Origin of the sequence: Anaerorhabdus furcosa, from assembly GCF_900167375.1 — a bacterium.
GTDB classification, from domain to species: Bacteria; Bacillota_I; Bacilli_A; order Erysipelotrichales; family Erysipelotrichaceae; genus Anaerorhabdus; species Anaerorhabdus furcosa.
This window is the reverse complement of record NZ_FUWY01000005.1, coordinates 126,468-148,549: the sequence shown is the minus strand read 5'-3', so window position 1 is coordinate 148,549 and position 22,082 is coordinate 126,468. Positions and strand designations below refer to the sequence as shown.

Genomic DNA, 22,082 nt, shown 5'->3' with positions numbered 1-22,082 from the left:
AACACCTCGACATTATTTTACCATAGAACAACCTGTCAATCGATTAATATTCGTGGAAGTCTCCCTTTTAACTGCACTAAAGTTTCATTGGGTATTGTATCTGTCTCTCTTGCAATATCCATGACTGTAATTTCATGATTTTCAGATTTTCCTATTAAAATCACTTCATCCATTACTTGTACATTCGGTATCATCGAAACATCAATCATACATTGATCCATACAAATTCTACCAATGATTGAAACCATTTTATCATGTAAGATTACTTTACCTCTTCCACATGATAACTGCCTTGATAACCCATCTGCATAACCTATAGAAACAATAGCGATATCCATATCTTGATTTGCTTTAAAGAGTTGTCCATACCCAGCTCCTTCACCCTTTTTTAATCTTTTAATTGCTACAACTCTTGATTTTAAAGATAATACAGGTTCTAAATCAATCTCTTTTTTTGTCTTATCTACTGCACCATAGAGTGCAATACCTATGCGAGCATAACTCATTTGACTCAGTTCATAATTTAATAAACCATAACTTGATTGAACATGTAATTTAGGTAACTCAATTCCTTCATTCTTAATTAATTCCATACAATGATTAAAACGATTAATTTGAAGTTCAGTATATACCTTTCCCTCTTCACTTTTTTCATCTGCACAGCACAAATGAGTAAAGATTCCTTGAAGTTGAATACTCTTCATATTTATCACATCTATGATTTCTACCATCTTATCTGAAGGAATTCCTAATCGATGCATCCCTGTATCAATTGCAAGATGAATCTTTATCTTTTTCCTTAATGCATTTAATTGCTTTGCATACATGTAATCTACAATCGTTTGGGTTAATCTATACTTTTTTAATTCATCCACTCTATCAATTGCAGTGTATCCCAGTATTAAGATATCTCCTTGTATAAATGCTTTTCGAAGTTCAATACCTTCATCTATTGTAGCGACACAGAATGTTCTTATATTCATTTTTTGTAAACACTTCGCAATCATCACCGCATCATGTCCATAAGCATCTGCTTTTAATACTGGCATAAGTTCGCAACCTTTAGGTAGGGATAAAATCAATTCTTTTACATTGTGTTCTAATGATTCTTTACTGATTTCTATCCATGATCTCGATTGATTATTGTTTTTTGATTTGTAATTCGTGAAGTATGTAATACATGAAGAAATAATAAGTGTTACACCCGTGCAGACTAGAAATAAATTTAAGTTATTTTCTACTATATGATCAGTAAGTCTAGTAACTTTCGCAAATCCTCGAACCCCAATCAAAACCATCGGATGTAAAATATAAATCCAAGTTGACATTCCTCGCAAAAATTGATGTTGATTCATGTTAATATTCTTCAAATACTCAAATAAGAAAAACATGGTTGGAAGTAATAAAATATACATACTGTTGTGACGCGTAAGTTGTTGGCTCTCCAAGTATATTCCTTCGATAATCATGCAACAAAGAAAAACTATGAAAAATAGCAAATTGTGTTGTTGTGCTGATTCTCTATTTCTCAGTTTCGAATAAGCACCTAGCATTAAAAATAGTGGTGCAAAAAACAAACCGTTTCGAGTATAGGTAAATAAGTTGAATCCAATATCATAAATCGATGAGATAAAATTTTGATTCGCAATGTAACCATAATAACTATCTCCAAATAGTCCAATTACAAATAAAAGAACACTGATGGCTAAACTCATTTTTATTGATGTTTTAGTACTTATCCAATAAGTAATAACCAAGCCAATGATTAGCGCTGGAAAATACCAGAGATGATAAAATGTACCATCCATGAAGATAAAGCGTATCCACTCTAGAAAATTAATACCAGGTAATTGATGTGCATAAATATTGATAGGTAAATAAATCAAGATCGCGATTAAATAATAAAATGCATATTTCTTCAATAATGAACTTAATTTCTTTTCTCCCTTAATTACAGGTGCTAGAGCAAAGAAACCAGTGGTCATAAAGAAAAATGGGACTGCAATTCTTGCGATAATACCTGTCAATACAAAATCAAGTTGAGAGCTTAATTGTAATAAAGGTCCAATGTGAACCGTAATAACAAGAATAGCGGCAATGAATTTAAATACATCCAATGCTCCATATTGATTATTTCCATTTTGCATAAATAAAACCTTCAACATTATCTCCAGATAATGACCATTTCATATGTTCTTCAACCTCTAATTCAATTGTGTTTGATGTAGAATTAATTGTCCCAACTTCATATTCTTTGTCATTATAGATTACGTGAAGCGGATTCTCATTTTGCTTAAATTGTTTTATCCATTCACAGTATTCTTCTAAACAAAAATTCTTTTCACAAATTAAAAGTGAATGTGGTAATCCCACGTAACGGAAATGCCATGGTTCATGCGATATTGATGTAATCTTCTCCTTGTTCTTCCCATATCTTTCAATAAATCCATAGTGAGGTGCCATTTCTCTAAATGCTTGACAGATTCCCTCATAAGGAAAATCCGGGCAAATGAAATCAACATCATTTGATTTCAATGCTAAATCAATTGCGAGTCCTGTTTGGTGTTCACTGCATCCAGGTAATGCCACAAAGCTTTCAGTAAACGTTTGACCATTCTCTATCAAAGATTGATTATAAAGCTGTGTCTGATCACTTTTGGAACGATATCCACTCACTGTTTGAATTTTGCTCCAACCATCGATTTCTTTCATTAATTGATTCAACGCTTCATTTGTTTGGCTATTTAAATAAATCATCGAATTGTCATTTACTTGTACTAAATCAAGTAAACTAGAATTCTCATGAAAATAATGATTTGGATTAACCAAAATCAAATAACCATCATGGATCATATCCTTTGTAAACTTAATTGTTTTCATTTGTTAGTGCTCCTTCAATAATGGTTGTAATAATTTCTTTGAAACTATACCCAACATGTTTTAACATCGTTGGAAATCGACTATGACTTGTAAACCCTGGTATAGTATTCACTTCATTGAATATGACTTCACCCTTTGTATTAATAAAACAATCTACTCTTGCAAATCCACTACATCCTAAGATTTTATATATTTTTTTTGATAATTCTTTTACTTCTTCTGCCTTCTTTTCATTTATTCTTGCAGGCACATGAATCTTAGAAGATTTCAATGTGTATTTTTCTTCATAATTGAAGAAGCCATCCGATAGTTCTATTTCATCTACCTCACCAACTACAAGATGTTGTGTACCCATAATTGCACAACCTACTTCGAATCCATCAATAAATTCCTCTATGAGTAGTTCATGATCATATTCAAAAGCTAGATTTATCGCTTCATCTAAATTAAGTGGACTTTCAACTTTTGTAATACCAAAGGATGAACCTGCACGTAGTGGTTTTATAAAGCATGGATAACCAATTGTATTACAGAATTCCTTTATCTTTTGTTTATCACGTTGTGTAAATACGCACCCTTTAGCACATTTAATTCCAGCTTCTTCCACTAACAAGTGCGAACGATATTTGTCCATACACAAAGAAGAGGCTAAAACACCACAACCAATTAGAGGAATATTGGAAAGTTGAATGTACCCTTGTATTGTCCCATCTTCTCCATAAGCACCATGCATCACTGGAAATATCCCATCTAAATGAATCGTTTCCATTCTATTTTGACCAAACACAATTAATTTAAACTCATTAGCATTAGGAGACAGCATGGCTTTACTACAATCATTTGTAAAGTGCCATGTATCTTTTTCAATATTAGAAATACTCCCTGTATACAAATACCATGTACCCTCTTGTGTAATACCAATCATTATGGGATTGTACTTGTTTCTATCTATTTCTTTTAAAATAGATGATACTGATTCTAAAGATACTTTGTATTCTGGTGAATTACCACCAAATATCACACCTATATTCTTCATATTTTTTGCCCCTCTATTTCCAAATTACTTGGTAATTCATATCCAATAATGCATTTGTTTGTGTAGAGTTTTTCTTTACTCAAAACACACTTCAATTTATGATCTCTGGTTATTCTTACAACATCAACTTCCTCTATACATTGATTGTTTGCGTAGTAATACCTCAAATTCTCATTTTGAATTTCATAATCAAATTCTATTTCTTTATCACAATACAATGCAGCGATGATTTGACCCTCTTCCATTGATAGCCCAACTTGAAATGTACGATTTGTATCATTACACACTTTCAAATCCAACCATCCCTCTGCAATTGTTGCATCTACACCTTTTAATGCATCATTTGAAATCTCTGGAAACTCTTTAATGCGATGTCCATGTCTTTCAGTAATTGTTAATGGTGAATGTAGAAATAAATAAAACAATAAATTACTTAATTGGCATAAACCACCACCATAGGCTGGTATTGTTTCTCCATTGACTACAGTTAAACCTTCTTTATAAGGTGTTACTTTATCTGCAAAGCGAATAAGGTTCCACAAAGAAAATGTTTCATTTGGATGTATCAAAATGGTATTGATTGATTCACTAGCAAGTAATAAATTAAATACTTTATTTTCTTGATAGATGATATCAAATCCAGTATTCTCATTAATTAATGTTGAACTTGTTGAATAGTATTTATTCTTTAAATAATTTGCACTAAACTCTTTTGAATATGTTTTAGAGTCAAATATCATTTTCGTATAGAAGCAAAAGAGTTTTTGTTTCTTACGGATAGGTAATAAAAATGGAAATATTTGTGTTAGTCGTTTTCTCATCATTCACCTCAAGAGGAAAAAAACCTCAACTTTCTACCTATATGGTATAAAAATTGAGGTTAAACTACTTAAATTATCTATGACTCTTATTGACGAAAATCTATCAAGATTCTTACGAAAACCTTACGCCTGCTTAGGTAATGAAACTTTGAACTCAATCATTTCATTTTCACTCTCAAGTTCAATTGTTCCTTGATGCAATTCTACGATCTCTTTAGCAATTGCAAGTCCAAGTCCCGTACCCCCTGATGTTGATTGTCGCGATGAATCCAATCGAAAGAATTGTTCAAACACACGTGATTGAATTTCTTTGGGTATTGTTTTTCCTTTATTTATAACTTTTATTTCAATATTAGTTTCATATTCTTTTAAATATAACTGTATACTAGAATCTTGATAACTATAATTAATTGCATTACGAATCAAATTATCGAAAACTCTTTCTAATTTGTTTGCATCACAAATGTATTCAACAAAAGGTTCAATATGTAAATCAAATTCCAAATTCTTCTCCTTTAACACTGGTAAAAACTCATAACTAATTTGTTCAATCATAACACTTAGATTTGTCTTCTCACTTTGCAAAATTTGAGTTGTTAGATTAAATCGAGTAATATCAAAGAATTCATTAACTAGATATTCTAATCGTTCTGCTTTATCAAGTGCTATATTTGTATACCGTGCACGTGTATCAGCTGATAAATCAGGTTCATCCTTTAATAAAGACAAATACCCTAAGATACTGGTAAGTGGTGTTTTTAAATCATGAGCTAAATAAATAACAAGGTCATTTTTACGCTGCTCTGATTCTTTTGCAACCATTGAATTACGCAAACCCTGAACGCGGGCTAAATTCAATTCATCTTCAATACTTTTTAAAGGTTTAGATAGTTTTAAAATTTCATCCGTAGGATTCACTAAAGTACTTGCAGCATCAACTACTTCTCCCATATAATCAATTGGTTTTTTCATATAATAAACCGTAATCCCAATGATTCCCATTGCATAAACAAAAATAATGATAATAACAAAATAATCAAGTAAACCTCTTAACAATTGGTAAAGTGGATCATTTGCATACCACACTTTGCTTGATGCAATGACAATCGCAATAAATATAAGCAAGGGTATCCCTAAAATAAAAGCAAGAAGAGTTACGATATAATGAAGTATTATTTGATTCGCAAGTTGACTATTTTTCTTATTCAATTGTATACCCCACTCCCCATACCGTTTTAACGTATTTTGGTTTTCTTGTAGTTTCATCCATTTTATCTCGAAGTCTAGCAATATGTGCCATAACTGTATTATTGCTATCGAAATACTTTTCTTTCCATACCTGTTCAAAGAGTTCTTCTGTTGGAATTACTTTGCCCTGTCTTTCAGAAAGATACCAAAGAATATCGAATTCAATTGGTGTTAATGATAATTCTTTATTATTCAAATAACACTTCCTATTAGATTTACAGATTTGTAATGCTCTAATACTAATTTCATTATTGTCTTTTTCTTTATCATTTTGATTATAACGATTGTATCTACGTAATTGTGTTTTTACCCTAGCAACAAGCTCCAATGGATTAAAAGGTTTAGTGATATAATCATCAGCCCCGAGTGTAAGACCTGTAATTTTATCTAGATCTTCTATTTTAGCTGTGACCATCATAATGGGAAACAAATAATTTTCACGTATTTTCTTACATAATGAAAAGCCATCCATATCTGGTAGCATAATATCAAGTAGCGCTAAATCAACTTGATTATCTTGAATAAACTCAAGAGCTGTACTTCCATTATAAAACTTATGGATTTCATAATTTTCATTACTTAAGTAAACCTCAATTAAATCAGCAATTTCTTTTTCATCATCAACAACTACAATTATTTCTTTTTCCATATTCATCCCTCCATTCTATTTTAAACTATATACACAATAAATTCTTACTTAAATTCTTACAAATTACTTAAGATAATAAAAGAAGTTGTTAAATTTAACAACTTCTAGTAATCTTTTTTACTTACTATTTTAATAGAAAGAAAATAGGATCCAATTAATAATACAATAAATAAGACAACCACTATTGCAGTTAATAAACCAACATGAGTAACAATAGCGTTAAAATCAATAAAACCTAATGATGAAATACCAAGGATTAATCCTGCCGGTATTACAAGAATCAACATCATATAAATTCTTGATTTCTCTGCACCAAATTTAAACATGAGTGGTGCCATAAAACAGAGATAAAATATAGAGATAAAACCAAAAGTTGAACTTGTGATTAATGCATCAATGAAATCTTTATTTACTAAAAGAATAGAAATAAAATTAAGTAAAATCCCAATAAAAATTAAGATAGAACCAAAAATGTATTTTGAACTCACTAAATCTTTACGATTTAGTGATGAGCAAAGTGCTAATCGTTCCCATTTTGAAGTTTCATCCAATGCAAATGTTGATACCAAACACATAACAGGTAATATCATGAAAATTCCTGATGCATAAAATGGATTGGCAGATATAAATCCTAAACCCATGAATACAAGTGCAAAGATTGCATATGTTCTTAAATAAAGCCTACATGATAAGAAATCTTTAATTATTGCTGCTTTCATAAATTTACCCCCTTACTAGCAAACACCATAATATCTTCCATGCTTGCATTGTCACTCTTCATTCCTTCAGGACATGCCTTGCGAAGCATACATACTTCAATACCATAAGGATTTTTTCTAACCCCTATCATATCTTTTTTATCTATCGTACTGAACACTGTTTCATCACATTTAATAATGCAATATTTGTATTCTAAATCATCTTTTGTTTCGCTAAATTTTACTTTTCCTTTTGAAATAAAAGTAATCGTATCACAAATCTTTTCTAAATCACTTAAAATGTGAGAACTGATTAAAATCGAGTGATCTCCCTCTTTGACAAAATCAAAGAAGATATCTAATAATTCATCTCTTGCAACAGGATCGAGTCCAGACGTTGCTTCATCAAGAATAAGTAATTTAGGGTGATGAGCTAAAGCAACTATAATACTTAGCTTCATTTGCATACCCTTTGAAAAATCCTTGATTTTTTTATTCATCGTTAAGTTATGTTCATTACAAAAGTTCATGTAATAAGTTTCATCCCATTTTGTATACATTGCTTTCATAATTGTATTAATGTCTTTACAATTCAATAAACCATTGAATGCAAAATCACTTAGCACAACTCCTATATCTTCTTTTTCTAATCGCGTTAATGTTTCACTATTTTTATTAAATATTTTCACTGTTCCTGAAGTCTTTATCATACTTCCAAGAATACAAGATATGAGCGTTGATTTACCTGCACCATTTTCACCAATCAATCCCATAATGGAACCTTCTGGTATATTGATACTTATATTGTCTAGTGTAAACCCTGTAAATTCTTTTCTAACATTTTCACACACTAACATGTTATTTCCCTCTCTCCTTTAATTTTTCTACAATTTCATCAAATGAATATTGTAGTGCTTTACCATGATTTAATACTTCATCTACTGCTTTGTTGAATTCTCGTAGATGTTCATCACTAATTGCATTCACTGTTTTATCTGTTACAAATGTTCCTTTGCCCAGAACTGTAACAATAAATCCTTCTTTTTCTAATTCTTCATATGCCCTCTTTGTCGTTATTACACTAATTCTTAGATCACTTGCCAGCATGCGCATTGATGGTAAGCCATCTCCTGCAGAGAGTGTATGATCCAATATCTGCAATTTGATTTGCTTCACAATTTGTAGATAAAATGGATCTTTATCTTCTTTGTATAAATGTATCTGCATCATTCACCTCCATAGTGTATATATACAATATATACACTATTGTTATTTTTGTCAACACATAATAAAAGATTAGTGATTTTTCACTAATCTTAATCTTCATCCATTGAAAGTACAGCCATGAATGCTTCTTGTGGAATTTCAACTGACCCCACTGCCTTCATTCGCTTCTTACCTTCTTTTTGCTTTTCTAATAATTTTTTCTTACGTGTAATATCTCCACCATAACATTTCGCTAATACATTTTTACGAAGTGATTTGATGTTGGTACGTGCAATTACTTTACCATTTACTGCAGCTTGAATTGGAATTTCAAACTGTTGCTTCGGAATTAAATCTTTAAGTTTAACTGTAATCGCATTACCACGATTGTAAGCAAAATCTTTGTGAACGATTATACTCAATGCATCAATAATTTCTCCATTAAGTAGTATATCCATTTTTTGAAGTTTGCCTGGTTGATATCCAATTAACTCATAATCAAATGATGCATATCCTTTCGTTACTGATTTCAATCGATCAAAGAAATCAAAAACAATTTCACCAAGTGGAATTTCATATTCCAATTGATTTCTACCATCATCAATATAGTGCATTTCTTTATAGACACCACGTTTATTTTGACAAAGTTCCATTACTGGGCCTACATAATCATTTGGTACCATAATCTCAGCTTTAACATACGGCTCTTCGATACGTTCAATTCGTTGTACCTCCGGCATATGGGCTGGATTATCAATTGTTAGCATTGATCCATCTGTTAGATAAACATGATAAATAACACTTGGAGCTGTTGCGATAAGTGTTAAATTGTATTCTCTTTCAAGTCTTTCTTGAACAACATCCATATGTAGTAACCCTAAGAAACCACAACGGAAACCAAATCCTAGAGCTTGTGATGTTTCTGCTTCATATTGAAGTGATGCATCATTTAGTTTAAGTTTTTCAAGCGCATCTCTTAAATCATTGTATTTAGCAGCATCGGTTGGATACAATCCACAATAGACCATTGGATTCATTTTTCGATATCCTGGTAATGGTTCGCTTGCTGGGTGACTACATGAGGTAACAGTATCTCCAACATGAACATCTTGAACTGATTTAATAGAAGCTGCAAACCATCCAACGACTCCACAAGATAATTCTTGAAGTTTAACTTCTTTTGGATTTCTTACACCACATTCTAAAATTTCATATTCAGCACCTGCAGCCATAAAACGAATCTTATCGCCAACCTTTAGCATACCCTCTTGAACACGAACAAATACAATGACTCCACGATAAGAATCATAAATCGAATCAAAAATTAATGCTTTTAATGGTGCCTCAGGATTTCCTTTAGGCGCTGGTACATGCTTCACAATACTTTCAAGTACTTGATCTACATTAAGTCCACTTTTAGCAGAAATTAATGGTGCATCTGTACAATCAAGACCAATTACATTTTCTACCTCGTGTTTTACTCTCTCTGGATCAGCACTTGGTAAATCAATTTTATTAATAACAGGAATAATTTCTAAATTGTTATCTAAAGCTAAATATACATTCGCAAGTGTTTGTGCTTCAATTCCTTGAGCAGCATCTACAACTAAGACAGCTCCCTCACATGCTGCCAAAGAACGTGATACTTCATAAGTAAAGTCAACATGCCCTGGAGTATCAATAAGATGAAATAAATATTCTTCCCCATCTTTTGCTTTGTATTTAAGTTGAACTGCATTTAATTTTATTGTAATTCCTCTTTCTCTTTCTAAATCAAGAGAATCAAGAATTTGGTTTGTCATATCACGTAACTGAACAGTTTGTGTTAACTCTAATATACGGTCAGCAAGTGTTGACTTTCCATGGTCAATATGGGCAATGATTGAAAAATTACGGATTTTAGATTGATCCATGAAAACACCTCCTATTCATGTGCTAGACTATTATAACAAAACTAGAGTCAACAAGAAAGAAAAACAGTTGAATTTTCAACTGTTTTAATCAACATCTATGCATTGTAGATACTTTCATCAAACATATTTTCACTTTTTGATACGATGATCGCTGTTGTACTATCTCCTACTACATTAAGTGATGTCACAAGCATTTCAATTGGACGATTAATCGCAAGAATTAATGAATATGCGAGGATAGCAGCATCATTTGTAAAGCCCATACCACTTAATACTGTAAACAAGATGACAGCCCCAGCACCTGGTGCTGCAGGTGTTCCTACTGATGCAATAAGTGCTAATAGACCAATTACCATGATACTGATGAAGTTAATCTCATATCCTGCACAGGCAGCGATAAAGATAGTTGCGATAACTTGCATAATTGCAGTACCATTCATATTCACTGTCATACCTAGTGGTAATACAAATGAAGCAACTTCATCTTGTACACCTAATTCTTCAACTGTTGTTTGAATATTCATCGGTAGTGTTGCAGCACTCGATGAAGTTGAAAATCCAAACACCGATACTTTTGTAATCTTTTTTAAATAAGGAATTGGATTTAACTTTGCCATTGTTGCAATATAGATAGCATACCCAAAGATCAAATATGCTAATAAACAAAATACAGTTGTGACAACATAGGTTAATGCTGGTCTTAAATGTTCAATTCCATAGATTGCAAATGTTCTTGTAAGTAATGCAAAGATAGCAATTGGACCAAATTTTGTAACAACAAATGTTAAGAATGTTGTTATGATTTCATTTACTTCTTCACATATTTTCTTTAAGATTGTTACTTTACCATCCAATACATTAATGCAGAAACCAATAACTACTGCAATAAATACAACTGATAATACTTTTCCATTTGAAGAGAAGGCAGTCATTAAATTATTAGGGATAATACCTAAGAAGATATTTAATGGGTTGCTTCCAGTCGTTCCTGCTTGAGCAGCAACACCATCAATTGAAACATTGAATAGCCCCATCTCATAAACTGTCATTCCAATAATTCCTGCAAAGATAATTCCAATAACACCTGTTAATGCAAAGATTCCAATTGTTTTATAGGATATTCTTCCTAATTTCTTTGTATCTGTAATACGACACATCGCAATAACGATTGATGTAAATACCATTGGAACGATAATAATTTGTAATGCATTCACAAACAATTGTCCAACAATATACAATAGACCAACTGCTTGTGTTGCCCCTTCTTGACTTATATCTTGAAATAATAAATTATTGATTGTTGCCCATAAACTTGCATTTCCATTAGCGAGTAGATTTTCTCTTAAAAATAAGAAACTCCCTCCTACGACTAATCCGCAAATCATACCGATAAACATGTTTCTTGCTAATTGATTTTTCTTCATTGTACCCTCCTATAATGGATACCTATAGAAAAAAAGAGCCTTTTTACCCTTAAGTAAAAAGACTCGTAATTCAACATTACTTTGCTTCCTTCATAGTATCTCGTACTATCTTAAAGGTATCCTTGAAGATAATACTCTATTTCTAAGTTGAAGTCAATGTTAGTCAAAGAATTTTCCAACTAAATTTTTGCCATTTCCATGATAGAAATCTTTTGCTTTTGTTTTGGCTTTTCCTTCAAGTTGAAGCTCATCTATATAGATATAACCTCCATTGCACGCAACAACAAATGAATCATCAATTAATCCGATACATTTACCCGATTCATCATGATGTTCTTTAATTTCATAGTGAACTTTATGCAACTTAATTTTCTTACCTTCAATAATACCATGCCCAACTGGCCAACTAATTAATCCACGAATATGATTGTATACAGTCCAAATGTCACGTTTGAATGAAACAAATTCTTCTTCTTTTGTAATATTCCAAGCAAAAGTTACTTCCTCTTCAATTTGAGGAATCGCTGTGCATTTTCCTTCATATAAAAGTGGTAGTGTTTTTTTCAACAAGTCTTTGCCTACTTTCTCAAGTTTATTAAACATTGTCTCAGTTGTATCATTATTTTCAATCGCTATACTTTGTTGCGTTAATATATCGCCAGCATCCATTTTCTTGGCCATGTACATAATCGTAATCCCTGTTTCTTTTTCACCATGGATCAGTGCCCAATGAATGGGTGCACCTCCTCGATACTTTGGTAACAAAGAGGCATGCACATTAATACAATGATAGCGAGGTGCATTTAAAATAGATTCTGGTATGATTTGTCCATAAGCACATGTAACAATAATATCTGGCTTATACGCTAATACGTCTTCTACAGCTTCTTTTATCTTCTCAGGTTGAATAACTGGTAATTCATAAGCCAAAGCAGCCTTTTTAACTGGTGTTTCTTGTATTTCTTGTTTTCTACCTACTTTTCTATCGGGTTGAGAAACTACAGCGACTACATTCTCACCCATTTCCATCAAAGTATCTAAAATCCCACATGAAAATTGTGGTGTCCCCATAAATATTACCCTTGGTTTTTCCATAAACTTCACCTCTTGCATGATTATAACATGTTTGTTTGCATTTTAAGCGATGTTTTGTTATAATTCTAGAGGTTAAATAACAGGAGGTGTACAAATGGCAAATATCAAATCTCAAAAGAAACGTGCGATTACGAACTTAAAGAGAAACGTTGCAAAGGCTGGGGAAAAAACTGCACTTAAAACTGCAATTAAGGATGTTCTTGCAGCTGTAGCGGCTAATGATAAAGCAACTGCAACAACTGCTTTAAACAAAGCTAATTCTTTATTGGATAGAGCAATTACTAGTCATATTAAACATGGTAATTATGTTGCTCGTCAAAAAGCTCGTTTATCTAAAGCAGTTAATTCAATTCAAGCTTAAGACAATAATGTTGTAGCTAAAGAAGAGAAATCTTCTTTTTTTTATGCATTGACAATACAAGATGAAAAAAAAGCATCAGTTCATTGTGAACTGGTGCTTTTATTCGTTATTTAACTTCAATGACTTTCATCATGTTTGCTGATCCCTCACCTGTAGGGTAACCAGCAGTAATGATAATAAGTTGTCCTGGTTTGATTCCATGAGCTTTAGCGATTGTGCATGCTAATTCGTCATCGTTTGTTAATTCATTGTGAATATCTGAAAGAATTGGTGTAACCCCCCAATAGCTTTCAAGTTTTCTTTGTGTACTCTTAGTAAATGTAACTGCTAAGATAGGTACACATGGTCTGAATTTAGAAATACGACGTGCTGTTGTACCACCTTGAGTAAAGGCAACAACTGCACCAACATTTTCAAGAGTTAATGTAGCATCTGATACCGCAATACCAATTGCATCTTGAACTGTTTTCTTGCTTGAAATTTTAGAATAATCTAATTTTTCACGATAAGGAATAATTTTTTCAACTGCTTCAGCAATTGTAGCCATCGTAGTACATGCTTCAACAGGATATTCACCTGCAGCACTTTCAGCCGATAACATAACTGCATCACTACCATCCAAAACTGCATTAGCAACATCACTTGCTTCAGCACGTGTAGGACGTGGATTTGCTGTCATTGAATCTAACATATGTGTAGCTGTAATAACTGGTTTACCAATCTTATTTGCTACTTTTATAATTTGTTTTTGATAAATTGGTACAAATTGAGTTTGAACTTCTACTCCTAAATCTCCACGAGCAACCATAACACCATCAGCAACTTCTAAGATTGATTCAAGGTTATCAAATCCTTCTTGGTTTTCAATTTTTGCAATGATATTAATTGTAGGTTTACCCATTTCAATTAAGATTTTACGAATAGCTTGAACATCTTCTGCACGTCTTACAAATGAAGCTGCAATGAAGTCATAGTCATTTTCACATCCAAAACGAATATCTGAATCATCTTTTGCTGAAATAAATGGCATAGATAATTTAACACCTGGTACATTACAACCTTTTTTAGTTTTGATAGGACCAGATACTTCAACACGGCAAGTAAGTTCTTCACCATCATTGCCAAGTACTGTTAATTTCATCTTACCATCATCAATAAGTATAATATTTCCTTCTTTAACATCATCAAATAACTCAGGACATTGAATATGGAAATGTTCATGATTTCCCATCAACTCCCTTTTACAAACTTTAACGATATCCCCTTTAGTAAATTGACAAGCACCACCTTCAAATTCGCCTAAACGAATTTCAGGTCCTTTTGTATCTAGCATACATGCCAAGTTAATTCCAATACGGTCTGAAACTTCACGCACCATATCTAATCTACGTTTGTGTCCTTCATAAGTGTCATGAGAGAAATTAAAGCGAACAATGTTCATTCCACATTGTGCTAATTTTTCTACCATTTCTGGTGTTTCACTTGCTGGTCCAATAGTACATACTATCTTTGTTTTTCTTCCGATCATATCCTTACTCCTCCTTATATTAGACGATCAAATAATCGATACAAATGTTTTCTTGAAGCTTTAGGTCTATTTAGTGCTTCATCAATTGGCATAGAGATAATCTTATTGTCAATGATTCCTACACAATGACCACCAATATCATTCATCAGTAAGTCAACTGCCTTTTCACCCATTCTTGAAGCAAGAATACGATCTGTAGGAGAAGGACTTCCTCCACGTTGTATATGGCCTAAGACAGTAGCACGTCCAGAAAACCCAGTATTTTGAGAAATCTTTCTTGCTAATCCATCTGCATCAGTAATTTTTTCTGAGATAATCACAATTGCATGATTCTTATGCACTGCTGTATCTAAGTATCGTAATTTTTCTAAAATATCTAATTCATCATATCCTGTTTCTGGGCTTACAACAATTTCAGCTCCGCAAGAGACTGCGGTATACACTGCTAAGTCACCACAGCGATTTCCCATTACCTCTACGACTGAACAACGATGATGTGAACTCGATGTATCTCGAAGTTTATCGACTGCATCCACACATGTTCTAAGCGCTGTATCAAACCCAATTGTAAAATCTGTTCCTGGAATGTCATTGTCAATCGTTCCTGGAATTCCAATACAATTGATTCCTAACTTTGTAAGAGCTTGTGCTCCACGATAGCTTCCATCTCCTCCAATAACAACAATCGCTTCAATGCCATTTGCCTTGAGTTGATTTACTGCCATCTCTTGAACTTCTGGATCTTTAAATTCTGGAAGTCTTGCAGAACCTAATTTAGTTCCACCTCTATCTAAAATGTCAGATACACTGGTTTTGCTATATGCTTCAAATGTTCCTTCAACTAATCCTCTATATCCATCACGAATACCCACGACTTCAATACCATTAGCTAAAGCAACACGAGTAACCGCACGAATTGCAGCATTCATTCCTGGTGCATCACCACCTGATGTTAAAATACCAATTTTTCGTACCATAACTGCCTCCTAATTAACCTTATTAATTCTATCATTATTATCCTACAAAGTGAAATGAATTTATACTGTATTGCGCCTATTTTTACCCGGAAGTTTGAATTCTTGACTAAGTGTTCGTATTCTTTCCATAATTCGAACCGCTTTCATTTCTTCTTGGTCATTTTGTTTGGTATTTTTAAAATGATTTTCTAAACTTGCAAAGTCTTCATTTGATGTAAACCATGTCATTTTTTTATCTTCCATCCGCTTATTTAAGATAGGAAATAACAATTCATCTCTTACCCATGGTGTTACACTCTCAGCTCCAATATCATCAAATACAACAAAATCAGCACGTTTAATCTTACTTAATTCATTACTCATAGCAGCGGGATCATCAAAACTATTCTTCATTCTTGAAATCCAATCTGGCACATTAATAAAAGCCACTTTCATATTTCTCCTTGCAAAATAATTCGAGACACAAGCAGCTAAATATGACTTTCCAATACCCACGCCACCATAGATATAGTAACCCTTTTCTTTTGGGTTTCTAATCCATGCCGCAACATTGAGTAAAGCATTATAATATGTTTTATTATCTTCAGTAATTTGAATTGCTTCAATTTTGATAGGATAAAAAGATCTAGGCAAATCATTAACAATGTAATTTTTGATGTGATTAGTTTCCTTATCACTATCTAATTTATACTTGCATGTTCTTAAAATTGGAGTTAAAAGTCCATTCCATTCTAAGTCTGTAAATTGTCCTCTAACAGGTTGCCCACAGGTAGATAAACCTTTACAATTTTCACATTTCATGATGACTTCTAACCACTTATTGAATTTGATAGGATATTTCTCAACTAATTCAATTGAACAGTTGTTCTTCTTTAAAAACTCCAATACATGTTCATTTTTCTTTAGTTGCTCAATTAAAAGAGTGGTTTGTGGTTTATTTTGATTTTTAGTAAATGCTGGAATATCAAATTGTGCTTTTTTCATGTTATTCACCCAACTCCTTTAATTTTCTTAAAAGTTCTGACTTTTCTTCCTCAGTCATTGTTTCAGTTACTTCTTCTTCACCAGCTTTCATTTTTTCATAATAAGCTGGTAATATATCCTTCTTCCTTGTCACTTGTTTTGTTATTGGATTTTTCTTTGTTTGTGCAATGGCTTGTTCTTTTGTTGTAACATTTTCTCTTACCCAAGTTGATGCAACTGCCTCAACAAAGCGTTTCGTCAAACGGTTTTGATTTACTGACAAAACATAATCAACTAAGACATTAACAACCTCAGCTGGTAATTTTAATTCTAAATTTAAATATTCAAGTAAACGACGATCAACAGAAGCAACTGGCACACCATGTTGACGAGCTTGTAAAAAAGATACAGGTGGTAACATATATGGATCTTTTGATGTAACTACAGCATCAGGATTTTGTGTTGAACATAACTTTTTGAATTTATCAACATCTAATGTACTTGTAGGTAAATCCATACAACGTCCAATTAAAATACGAACTTTACTTGCAGATAAGCCATATAGCGTTGCATACTCACCAATTATTTGTAAGTTCTCTTTTGTTCTTGCTTCTACTGGAAACACCAAGGTAGATGTTGTATCAAATAATTCTTCATAATTAAAATTTATATTTAGTTTTTCATGATCTGTAAAATTAAAACTTGGTTGTACTTTTGTAAATTGCACTTCGTTTTCAGCATCCCAATTTGCAAGTAAATTCTTATCAAACTGATCAGATATATCTTCATAACCATTCTTGTTTGTCTCAGCTCTACATACTTTTGCAATCGTTAATTCATATTGCTTTTGACCTAAAACTTTTAGTAAGAGTCTTGAGTATAAATCATGTTTTACAAAAGCTTGTATTGATAAGGGTGGATTTACTACATAGATGTATGTACTTTTATCATTATCTACTTTGAAGTAAGTTCTCATTAAATAGAACTGCTCACATTTTTTTCTAGCTCTTTCCATTGTAGGGATATCCATATTCATTATCTTAGATAGACGTTGATGATTTTCTAAGCTTTTTTGATTGGTTCCTTCAATAGAAATTGTAAAGTAAAAATTCAATGCATCTCTTCCTAAAATCGGTTGATACAAAGCAACCAAAGATGTCAAACTATTAAAATTAATATTCTCGATAAGCTCTACTCGATATGTATCTTTATCTCTTAACTCCATCTTTGATTATCTCCTTATCTAACCACATTTCAATCTGTTTCTTTAAATCTAACACATTAGTATTATTATAAATTATTTTAGTAGCTCTTTCAATTTTGATTGGATTTTTTTGTTGATGAAGAAGTCTTCTTTTTGCATCCAACTCACTCATCCCTCTTTTTGTAACTAACCGTTGTATTGCTACCGCATCATCACAAGTCACTACAAGTATTTCATCAAAATACTTATCCCAACCAATTTGAAAAAGTAGAGGTACTTCTGCTATAAAAATATCCTTCTCTATTTCCATCGCTTCTTTCATTTCTTCAAGTAGCACTGGATATATTATTGTTTCAAGTTTCTCTTTCTTCAATGAATCTTGAAATATTTCATTCGCGATTTCTTTTTTATTCCACTTACCCTTTTGATAACTGGTTGGAAAAATTGATTTTAGCTCTTGAATTCGTTTATCATCTTCAAGATAAAGTTGATTTACTCTTTCATCACAGTTAAAAACAGAATAACCTAAATCTTCTATAATTCGGCTACATTCTGTTTTTCCAGATCCAATTGTTCCAGTTATCGCAATTTTAATCATATTACCTCTTTTGACAATGAGGACAATAATAGGTTCCTCTTGTTGCAACTCTAATCTTCACAATTTCTGTATCACATTGTGGACAATGCTCTTTAAGTCGTCCATGTACATTTACTTCTAGTTGAAAGCGTCCTGTAATTCCCAATGATGATGTATAGCTTCGAATCGTTGTACCTCCCAATTCAATAGCTCGTGATAATGTTTCTCTTGTTGCTTGTACTAAATCTTCACAATTTTTATTCGTTATCTTCTTACAAGATTTTCTTGGATCAACACCCATCTTAAAACAAATCTCATCCGCATAGATATTTCCAATTCCAGCTACAAAACTTTGATCCAACAATGCTCCTTTGATTGGGCCTGTTCTCTTCTTTAGGAATTGTTTGCAATATGCTGGAGTAAATGACTCATCCCATGGTTCAGGTCCAAGGTTTTTAAACTTTGATAAATCAATTTCTTTATTTAAAATTTCCATACGACCAAATTTACGCGTATCTTGATATCTTAATTCCATTCCATTACTTAATTTAAATATCACATGAATGTGTTTATTTATTGCCTCATCGCTTGTTGAGTAAAAGTATTTTCCTTCCATTCTAAGATGAGAAACTAAGATGAAATCATCCAGAATAAATAGTAAGTATTTTCCTCTTCGCTTAAAGTCTCTAAAGTGCTGACCTATACATTTCTTTTTGAATTCAGCAACATCACCAACAATAATTTTGTTCCATAAGACTTCAATCTCTTTTATTTCTTGATTCTTTATTTGGAATTCGAGTGTTCGAAGAACAGTTTCTACCTCAGGAAGTTCTGGCATTATTTTGCCTCATACCAGGTAGAACCCACTTGGCATTCAGCAACCAGTGGAACTCTTAAATCCATCGCTTTCTCCATACCGGTTTGAATCAAGTTTTTCATTAACTCAATTTCATCCTGTACAACATCAAAAATAAGTTCATCGTGTACTTGCAAAATCATTTTAGATTTTACTTTTTGTTCGGTCATTTCACGTTGAATGTGAATCATTGCAATTTTAATCAAATCTGCTGCTGAGCCTTGAATTGGTGCATTCATTGCAGCTCTTTTACCAAATTCTCTAACCATGTGATTTTTATCATGAATCTCTTTAATTTCTCTTCGACGATTCAATAAAGTTGTAACATAACCATTCTCTTTACAATCTTCAATAACTTTATCCATATACGCATGAATACCTGGGTATGCTTCAAAATAATTATCAATGAATGATTGCGCTTCTTTTCTTGATATTCCTAATTGTTGGGATAAACCAAAATCTGAAATACCATACACAATACCAAAGTTAACTGCTTTCGCTTGTCTACGTAATTGACTTGTTACTTCATCTTTACTTACTTTGAAAACATCCATTGCTGTTTTAGTATGAATATCTAAATCCGAATTAAATGCATCAATCAATCCTTTTTCATTCGCCATATGTGCTAACATTCTAAGTTCAACTTGCGAATAATCAGATGCAATCAATACATTGTTTGGACTTGGAATAAATGCTTTACGTATAATGCGGGCTTGTTCATCACGAACGGATATATTTTGTAGATTTGGATCACTACTTGATAATCTACCAGTTTGAGTAGCACATTGATTATAAATTGTATGAATACGATTATCTTGTCCTATATATTTTTTTAAACCTTCTGCATAAGTACTATATAATTTTTGAACTTTACGATATTCCATTAAGTCATCTACAATTGGATGAAAACCTTGTAATTTTTCTAATACATCGACGGATGTACTTCTTTTTTTATTACCTGGTAATCCTAACTTATCAAATAAAACTTCAGCTAATTGTTTTGGAGAATTCAAATTAAATTCTTCCCCAACATAGCCCATAATTCGTTTTGAGTATTCTTCTATTTTTTTAAGTGTATCACTTGCGATTTCATCTAATACTGGACTATCAATCAATATACCTTCTTGTTCCATATTGAATAAAATCTTCGCCAATGGCATTTCAAGTTCATAAAACAATTCATTCATTTTATACTCTTCAATTAATGGTTTACAATTCATTTTCAATTGTTTTGAAAAATGAGCTTGTTCACACGTAAATTTAACTTGTTCATTAAAATCCGGTAGTTTTGGTTTTACAATTGTTCCATAAACTTCTTCTTTTCTAAGTGTTTCATTGAAGTCATAAGCAGTACGAATTCTTTCCCAAGAAGTTAATGTACTATCACATAAGAAAGGTGCAATCATTGTATCAAAAGCGATTCCTTCAATATCAATCTTACTTGATGCAAATGTATGGTATACAAGTTTTGAATCATAGCATATTTTAGTATGCTCTGATTTTAACCAAGTTAATAAATCCTGGTCCTTCCTCATATGTTCAATATCCATATAGACACATTGATTATCTTTAAGTAATGCAATACCAAAAAGTTCTGTATAAACTGGATGTGTATTACTACAATCAAGTGAGATTACAACATCGTCACTTAATAATTCCTTTGGACATGTTTCTACTACTTGATACATCATCTTCTTTTCTTCATTTACTGAAGGTTCATTGGTAACAAGTTGTTCATATTTCTTTACCAAACTTCTCATTTCCATCTCATTAAAGAATGAAACTAAGGTTTGATAGTTTGGATCATACTTACAATCATCTGCCGTTATTGGTAAGTCCACATCTATTTTAATTGTCGCAAGTGTTTTACTTAATCTTGCTTGATCTTCAAACTCAACAACTTTTTCTTTAAGTTTACCTTTTAATTCTTCTTTATGTTCTAATAAATTTTCAACAGTTCCATAATCCGCTAACAATTTAAGTGCTGTCTTTTCTCCAACACCAGGAATTCCTGGAATATTATCTGAAGCATCTCCCATTAATCCTTTTAAGTCAATGATTTGCTCAGGTGAAATACCCATGGTTTCTTTTAAAGAATCCACTGTGTTTTCTTCAATATCGCTTATTCCTTTTTTCATTAACCACACTGAAGTTGTATCATCCACAAGTTGAAGTAAGTCACGATCACTTGATAAAATATTGATATCCCAATCAGGGTATTTCTTACTCATTGATCCAATGATGTCATCTGCTTCAATTGAAGGTATTTCAAATCGTGTAATATGAAAAGCATCTAGATAATCACGAATTAAACTAAATTGAACAATTAACTCTTCAGGTGTTTCTTTTCTTCCACCTTTATATTCAGCATATATGTCATGTCGAAAGGTATGTTTGCCTGAATCAAATGCTACTAAAACTGAATCTGGTTGAACAATGTCCAAAGCTTTTTGAAACATAGAAGCAAATCCAAAAATAGCGTTTGTGGGTATTCCTTTTGAAGTTGTCATTGGTCTACCATATATCGTTGCATAATATGCTCTAAATAGCATAGAATTTCCATCTACTAATAATAATTTTTTCATAAAATCCTCCATTCTTATTTTAACATGAAACACCCTTCAATTATAGAAAAATGAGAGCAGT

The 22,082-nt window shown here is 32.2% G+C and carries 20 protein-coding genes; 1 reads left to right on the top strand and 19 read right to left on the bottom strand.

The genetic code is table 11. The annotated features are described in order from the left end of the window. Positions 1–35: 35 nt before the first annotated feature. From vanT to fmt, 12 genes are all read right to left on the bottom strand, one after another. Positions 36–2,147, bottom strand: a complete 2,112-nt coding sequence (gene vanT / locus B5D14_RS08950) for a serine racemase VanT catalytic subunit (protein ID WP_159443770.1) — start codon at positions 2,145–2,147, stop codon at positions 36–38. Continuing rightward, positions 2,131–2,880: a M15 family metallopeptidase gene (locus B5D14_RS08945; protein WP_078712287.1), complete on the bottom strand. Its 750-nt coding sequence runs from the start codon at positions 2,878–2,880 to the stop codon at positions 2,131–2,133. Before B5D14_RS08945 ends, vanT begins: the two co-directional genes overlap by 17 nt. Then, on the bottom strand, positions 2,867–3,916 hold the full coding sequence (gene vanG / locus B5D14_RS08940; RefSeq protein ID WP_078712286.1) for a D-alanine--D-serine ligase VanG: 1,050 nt from the start codon (positions 3,914–3,916) through the stop codon (positions 2,867–2,869). The genes B5D14_RS08945 and vanG overlap by 14 nt, the downstream gene beginning before the upstream one ends. After that, positions 3,913–4,737 carry a glycopeptide resistance accessory protein VanW gene (gene vanW / locus B5D14_RS08935; protein ID WP_200804795.1) on the bottom strand — a complete coding sequence of 275 codons (825 nt, stop codon included), beginning with the start codon at positions 4,735–4,737 and terminating at the stop codon, positions 3,913–3,915. Before vanW ends, vanG begins: the two co-directional genes overlap by 4 nt. Positions 4,738–4,860: 123 nt before the next feature. Continuing rightward, entirely contained in the window at positions 4,861–6,003 is a 1,143-nt protein-coding gene (locus B5D14_RS08930) for a sensor histidine kinase (protein ID WP_078712284.1), read from the bottom strand. Beyond that, positions 5,939–6,634, bottom strand: a complete 696-nt coding sequence (gene vanR / locus B5D14_RS08925) for a VanR-ABDEGLN family response regulator transcription factor (RefSeq protein ID WP_078712283.1) — start codon at positions 6,632–6,634, stop codon at positions 5,939–5,941. The genes B5D14_RS08930 and vanR overlap by 65 nt, the downstream gene beginning before the upstream one ends. Before the next feature lie 104 nt (positions 6,635–6,738). Next, positions 6,739–7,353, bottom strand: a complete 615-nt coding sequence (locus B5D14_RS08920) for an ABC-2 transporter permease (protein WP_078712282.1) — start codon at positions 7,351–7,353, stop codon at positions 6,739–6,741. Further along, on the bottom strand, positions 7,350–8,189 hold the full coding sequence (locus tag B5D14_RS08915; RefSeq protein ID WP_078712281.1) for an ABC transporter ATP-binding protein: 840 nt from the start codon (positions 8,187–8,189) through the stop codon (positions 7,350–7,352). The genes B5D14_RS08920 and B5D14_RS08915 overlap by 4 nt, the downstream gene beginning before the upstream one ends. Position 8,190: 1 nt before the next feature. Further along, on the bottom strand, positions 8,191–8,559 hold the full coding sequence (locus B5D14_RS08910) for a GntR family transcriptional regulator (RefSeq protein ID WP_078712280.1): 369 nt from the start codon (positions 8,557–8,559) through the stop codon (positions 8,191–8,193). Between the two features lie 89 nt (positions 8,560–8,648). Next, entirely contained in the window at positions 8,649–10,451 is a 1,803-nt protein-coding gene (gene lepA / locus B5D14_RS08905) for a translation elongation factor 4 (protein WP_078712279.1), read from the bottom strand. Positions 10,452–10,546: 95 nt separating this feature from the next. After that, positions 10,547–11,875 (bottom strand): dicarboxylate/amino acid:cation symporter, encoded by a 1,329-nt coding sequence (locus tag B5D14_RS08900; protein WP_078712278.1) that lies wholly within the window; start codon positions 11,873–11,875, stop codon positions 10,547–10,549. Between the two features lie 159 nt (positions 11,876–12,034). Next, complete coding sequence (gene fmt / locus B5D14_RS08895; RefSeq protein ID WP_200804793.1) at positions 12,035–12,970, bottom strand: methionyl-tRNA formyltransferase; 936 nt, start codon at positions 12,968–12,970, stop codon at positions 12,035–12,037. 94 nt (positions 12,971–13,064) lie between these two features. Here fmt and rpsT point away from each other — a divergent pair, with 94 nt between their 5' ends. Next, on the top strand, positions 13,065–13,331 hold the full coding sequence (gene rpsT / locus B5D14_RS08890) for a 30S ribosomal protein S20 (RefSeq protein ID WP_078712277.1): 267 nt from the start codon (positions 13,065–13,067) through the stop codon (positions 13,329–13,331). 106 nt (positions 13,332–13,437) lie between these two features. On the opposite strand, the gene pyk is transcribed toward rpsT, so the two are convergent. Genes pyk through polA form a run of 7 tightly spaced genes read right to left on the bottom strand, consistent with a single transcriptional unit; the run spans position 13,438 to position 22,021 of the window. Beyond that, on the bottom strand, positions 13,438–14,859 hold the full coding sequence (pyk, locus tag B5D14_RS08885) for a pyruvate kinase (RefSeq protein ID WP_078712276.1): 1,422 nt from the start codon (positions 14,857–14,859) through the stop codon (positions 13,438–13,440). Between the two features lie 14 nt (positions 14,860–14,873). Further along, entirely contained in the window at positions 14,874–15,836 is a 963-nt protein-coding gene (pfkA, locus tag B5D14_RS08880) for a 6-phosphofructokinase (protein ID WP_078712275.1), read from the bottom strand. Positions 15,837–15,896: 60 nt separating this feature from the next. Further along, the gene (locus B5D14_RS08875) at positions 15,897–16,820 is read right to left on the bottom strand and encodes an ATP-binding protein (protein WP_078712274.1); all 924 of its coding nucleotides are present in this window, start codon (positions 16,818–16,820) and stop codon (positions 15,897–15,899) included. Between the two features lies 1 nt (position 16,821). After that, positions 16,822–18,024: a DnaD domain protein gene (locus B5D14_RS08870; protein WP_078712273.1), complete on the bottom strand. Its 1,203-nt coding sequence runs from the start codon at positions 18,022–18,024 to the stop codon at positions 16,822–16,824. Next, positions 18,008–18,601 (bottom strand): dephospho-CoA kinase, encoded by a 594-nt coding sequence (coaE, locus tag B5D14_RS08865; RefSeq protein ID WP_078712272.1) that lies wholly within the window; start codon positions 18,599–18,601, stop codon positions 18,008–18,010. The genes B5D14_RS08870 and coaE overlap by 17 nt, the downstream gene beginning before the upstream one ends. A 1-nt stretch (position 18,602) precedes the next feature. Next, positions 18,603–19,418, bottom strand: a complete 816-nt coding sequence (gene mutM / locus B5D14_RS08860; protein WP_078712271.1) for a DNA-formamidopyrimidine glycosylase — start codon at positions 19,416–19,418, stop codon at positions 18,603–18,605. After that, positions 19,418–22,021, bottom strand: a complete 2,604-nt coding sequence (gene polA, locus B5D14_RS08855; protein WP_078712270.1) for a DNA polymerase I — start codon at positions 22,019–22,021, stop codon at positions 19,418–19,420. Before polA ends, mutM begins: the two co-directional genes overlap by 1 nt. Positions 22,022–22,082 lie beyond the last annotated feature (61 nt).

What these genes read in the sequence shown, in the direction of transcription:
- polA (WP_078712270.1), bottom strand. Translation starts at nt 22,021, where the DNA reads ATGAAAAAATTATTATTAGTAGATGGAAATTCTATGCTATTTAGAGCA.
- mutM (WP_078712271.1), bottom strand. Translation starts at nt 19,418, where the DNA reads ATGCCAGAACTTCCTGAGGTAGAAACTGTTCTTCGAACACTCGAATTC.
- B5D14_RS08870 (WP_078712273.1), bottom strand. Translation starts at nt 18,024, where the DNA reads ATGGAGTTAAGAGATAAAGATACATATCGAGTAGAGCTTATCGAGAAT.
- B5D14_RS08930 (WP_078712284.1), bottom strand. Translation starts at nt 6,003, where the DNA reads ATGAAACTACAAGAAAACCAAAATACGTTAAAACGGTATGGGGAGTGG.
- vanT (WP_159443770.1), bottom strand. Translation starts at nt 2,147, where the DNA reads ATGCAAAATGGAAATAATCAATATGGAGCATTGGATGTATTTAAATTC.
- B5D14_RS08900 (WP_078712278.1), bottom strand. Translation starts at nt 11,875, where the DNA reads ATGAAGAAAAATCAATTAGCAAGAAACATGTTTATCGGTATGATTTGC.
- vanW (WP_200804795.1), bottom strand. Translation starts at nt 4,737, where the DNA reads ATGAGAAAACGACTAACACAAATATTTCCATTTTTATTACCTATCCGT.
- vanR (WP_078712283.1), bottom strand. Translation starts at nt 6,634, where the DNA reads ATGGAAAAAGAAATAATTGTAGTTGTTGATGATGAAAAAGAAATTGCT.
- rpsT (WP_078712277.1), top strand. Translation starts at nt 13,065, where the DNA reads ATGGCAAATATCAAATCTCAAAAGAAACGTGCGATTACGAACTTAAAG.
- pfkA (WP_078712275.1), bottom strand. Translation starts at nt 15,836, where the DNA reads ATGGTACGAAAAATTGGTATTTTAACATCAGGTGGTGATGCACCAGGA.
- pyk (WP_078712276.1), bottom strand. Translation starts at nt 14,859, where the DNA reads ATGATCGGAAGAAAAACAAAGATAGTATGTACTATTGGACCAGCAAGT.
- B5D14_RS08915 (WP_078712281.1), bottom strand. Translation starts at nt 8,189, where the DNA reads ATGTTAGTGTGTGAAAATGTTAGAAAAGAATTTACAGGGTTTACACTA.
- lepA (WP_078712279.1), bottom strand. Translation starts at nt 10,451, where the DNA reads ATGGATCAATCTAAAATCCGTAATTTTTCAATCATTGCCCATATTGAC.
- B5D14_RS08910 (WP_078712280.1), bottom strand. Translation starts at nt 8,559, where the DNA reads ATGCAGATACATTTATACAAAGAAGATAAAGATCCATTTTATCTACAA.
- fmt (WP_200804793.1), bottom strand. Translation starts at nt 12,970, where the DNA reads ATGGAAAAACCAAGGGTAATATTTATGGGGACACCACAATTTTCATGT.
- coaE (WP_078712272.1), bottom strand. Translation starts at nt 18,601, where the DNA reads ATGATTAAAATTGCGATAACTGGAACAATTGGATCTGGAAAAACAGAA.
- B5D14_RS08920 (WP_078712282.1), bottom strand. Translation starts at nt 7,353, where the DNA reads ATGAAAGCAGCAATAATTAAAGATTTCTTATCATGTAGGCTTTATTTA.
- vanG (WP_078712286.1), bottom strand. Translation starts at nt 3,916, where the DNA reads ATGAAGAATATAGGTGTGATATTTGGTGGTAATTCACCAGAATACAAA.
- B5D14_RS08875 (WP_078712274.1), bottom strand. Translation starts at nt 16,820, where the DNA reads ATGAAAAAAGCACAATTTGATATTCCAGCATTTACTAAAAATCAAAAT.
- B5D14_RS08945 (WP_078712287.1), bottom strand. Translation starts at nt 2,880, where the DNA reads ATGAAAACAATTAAGTTTACAAAGGATATGATCCATGATGGTTATTTG.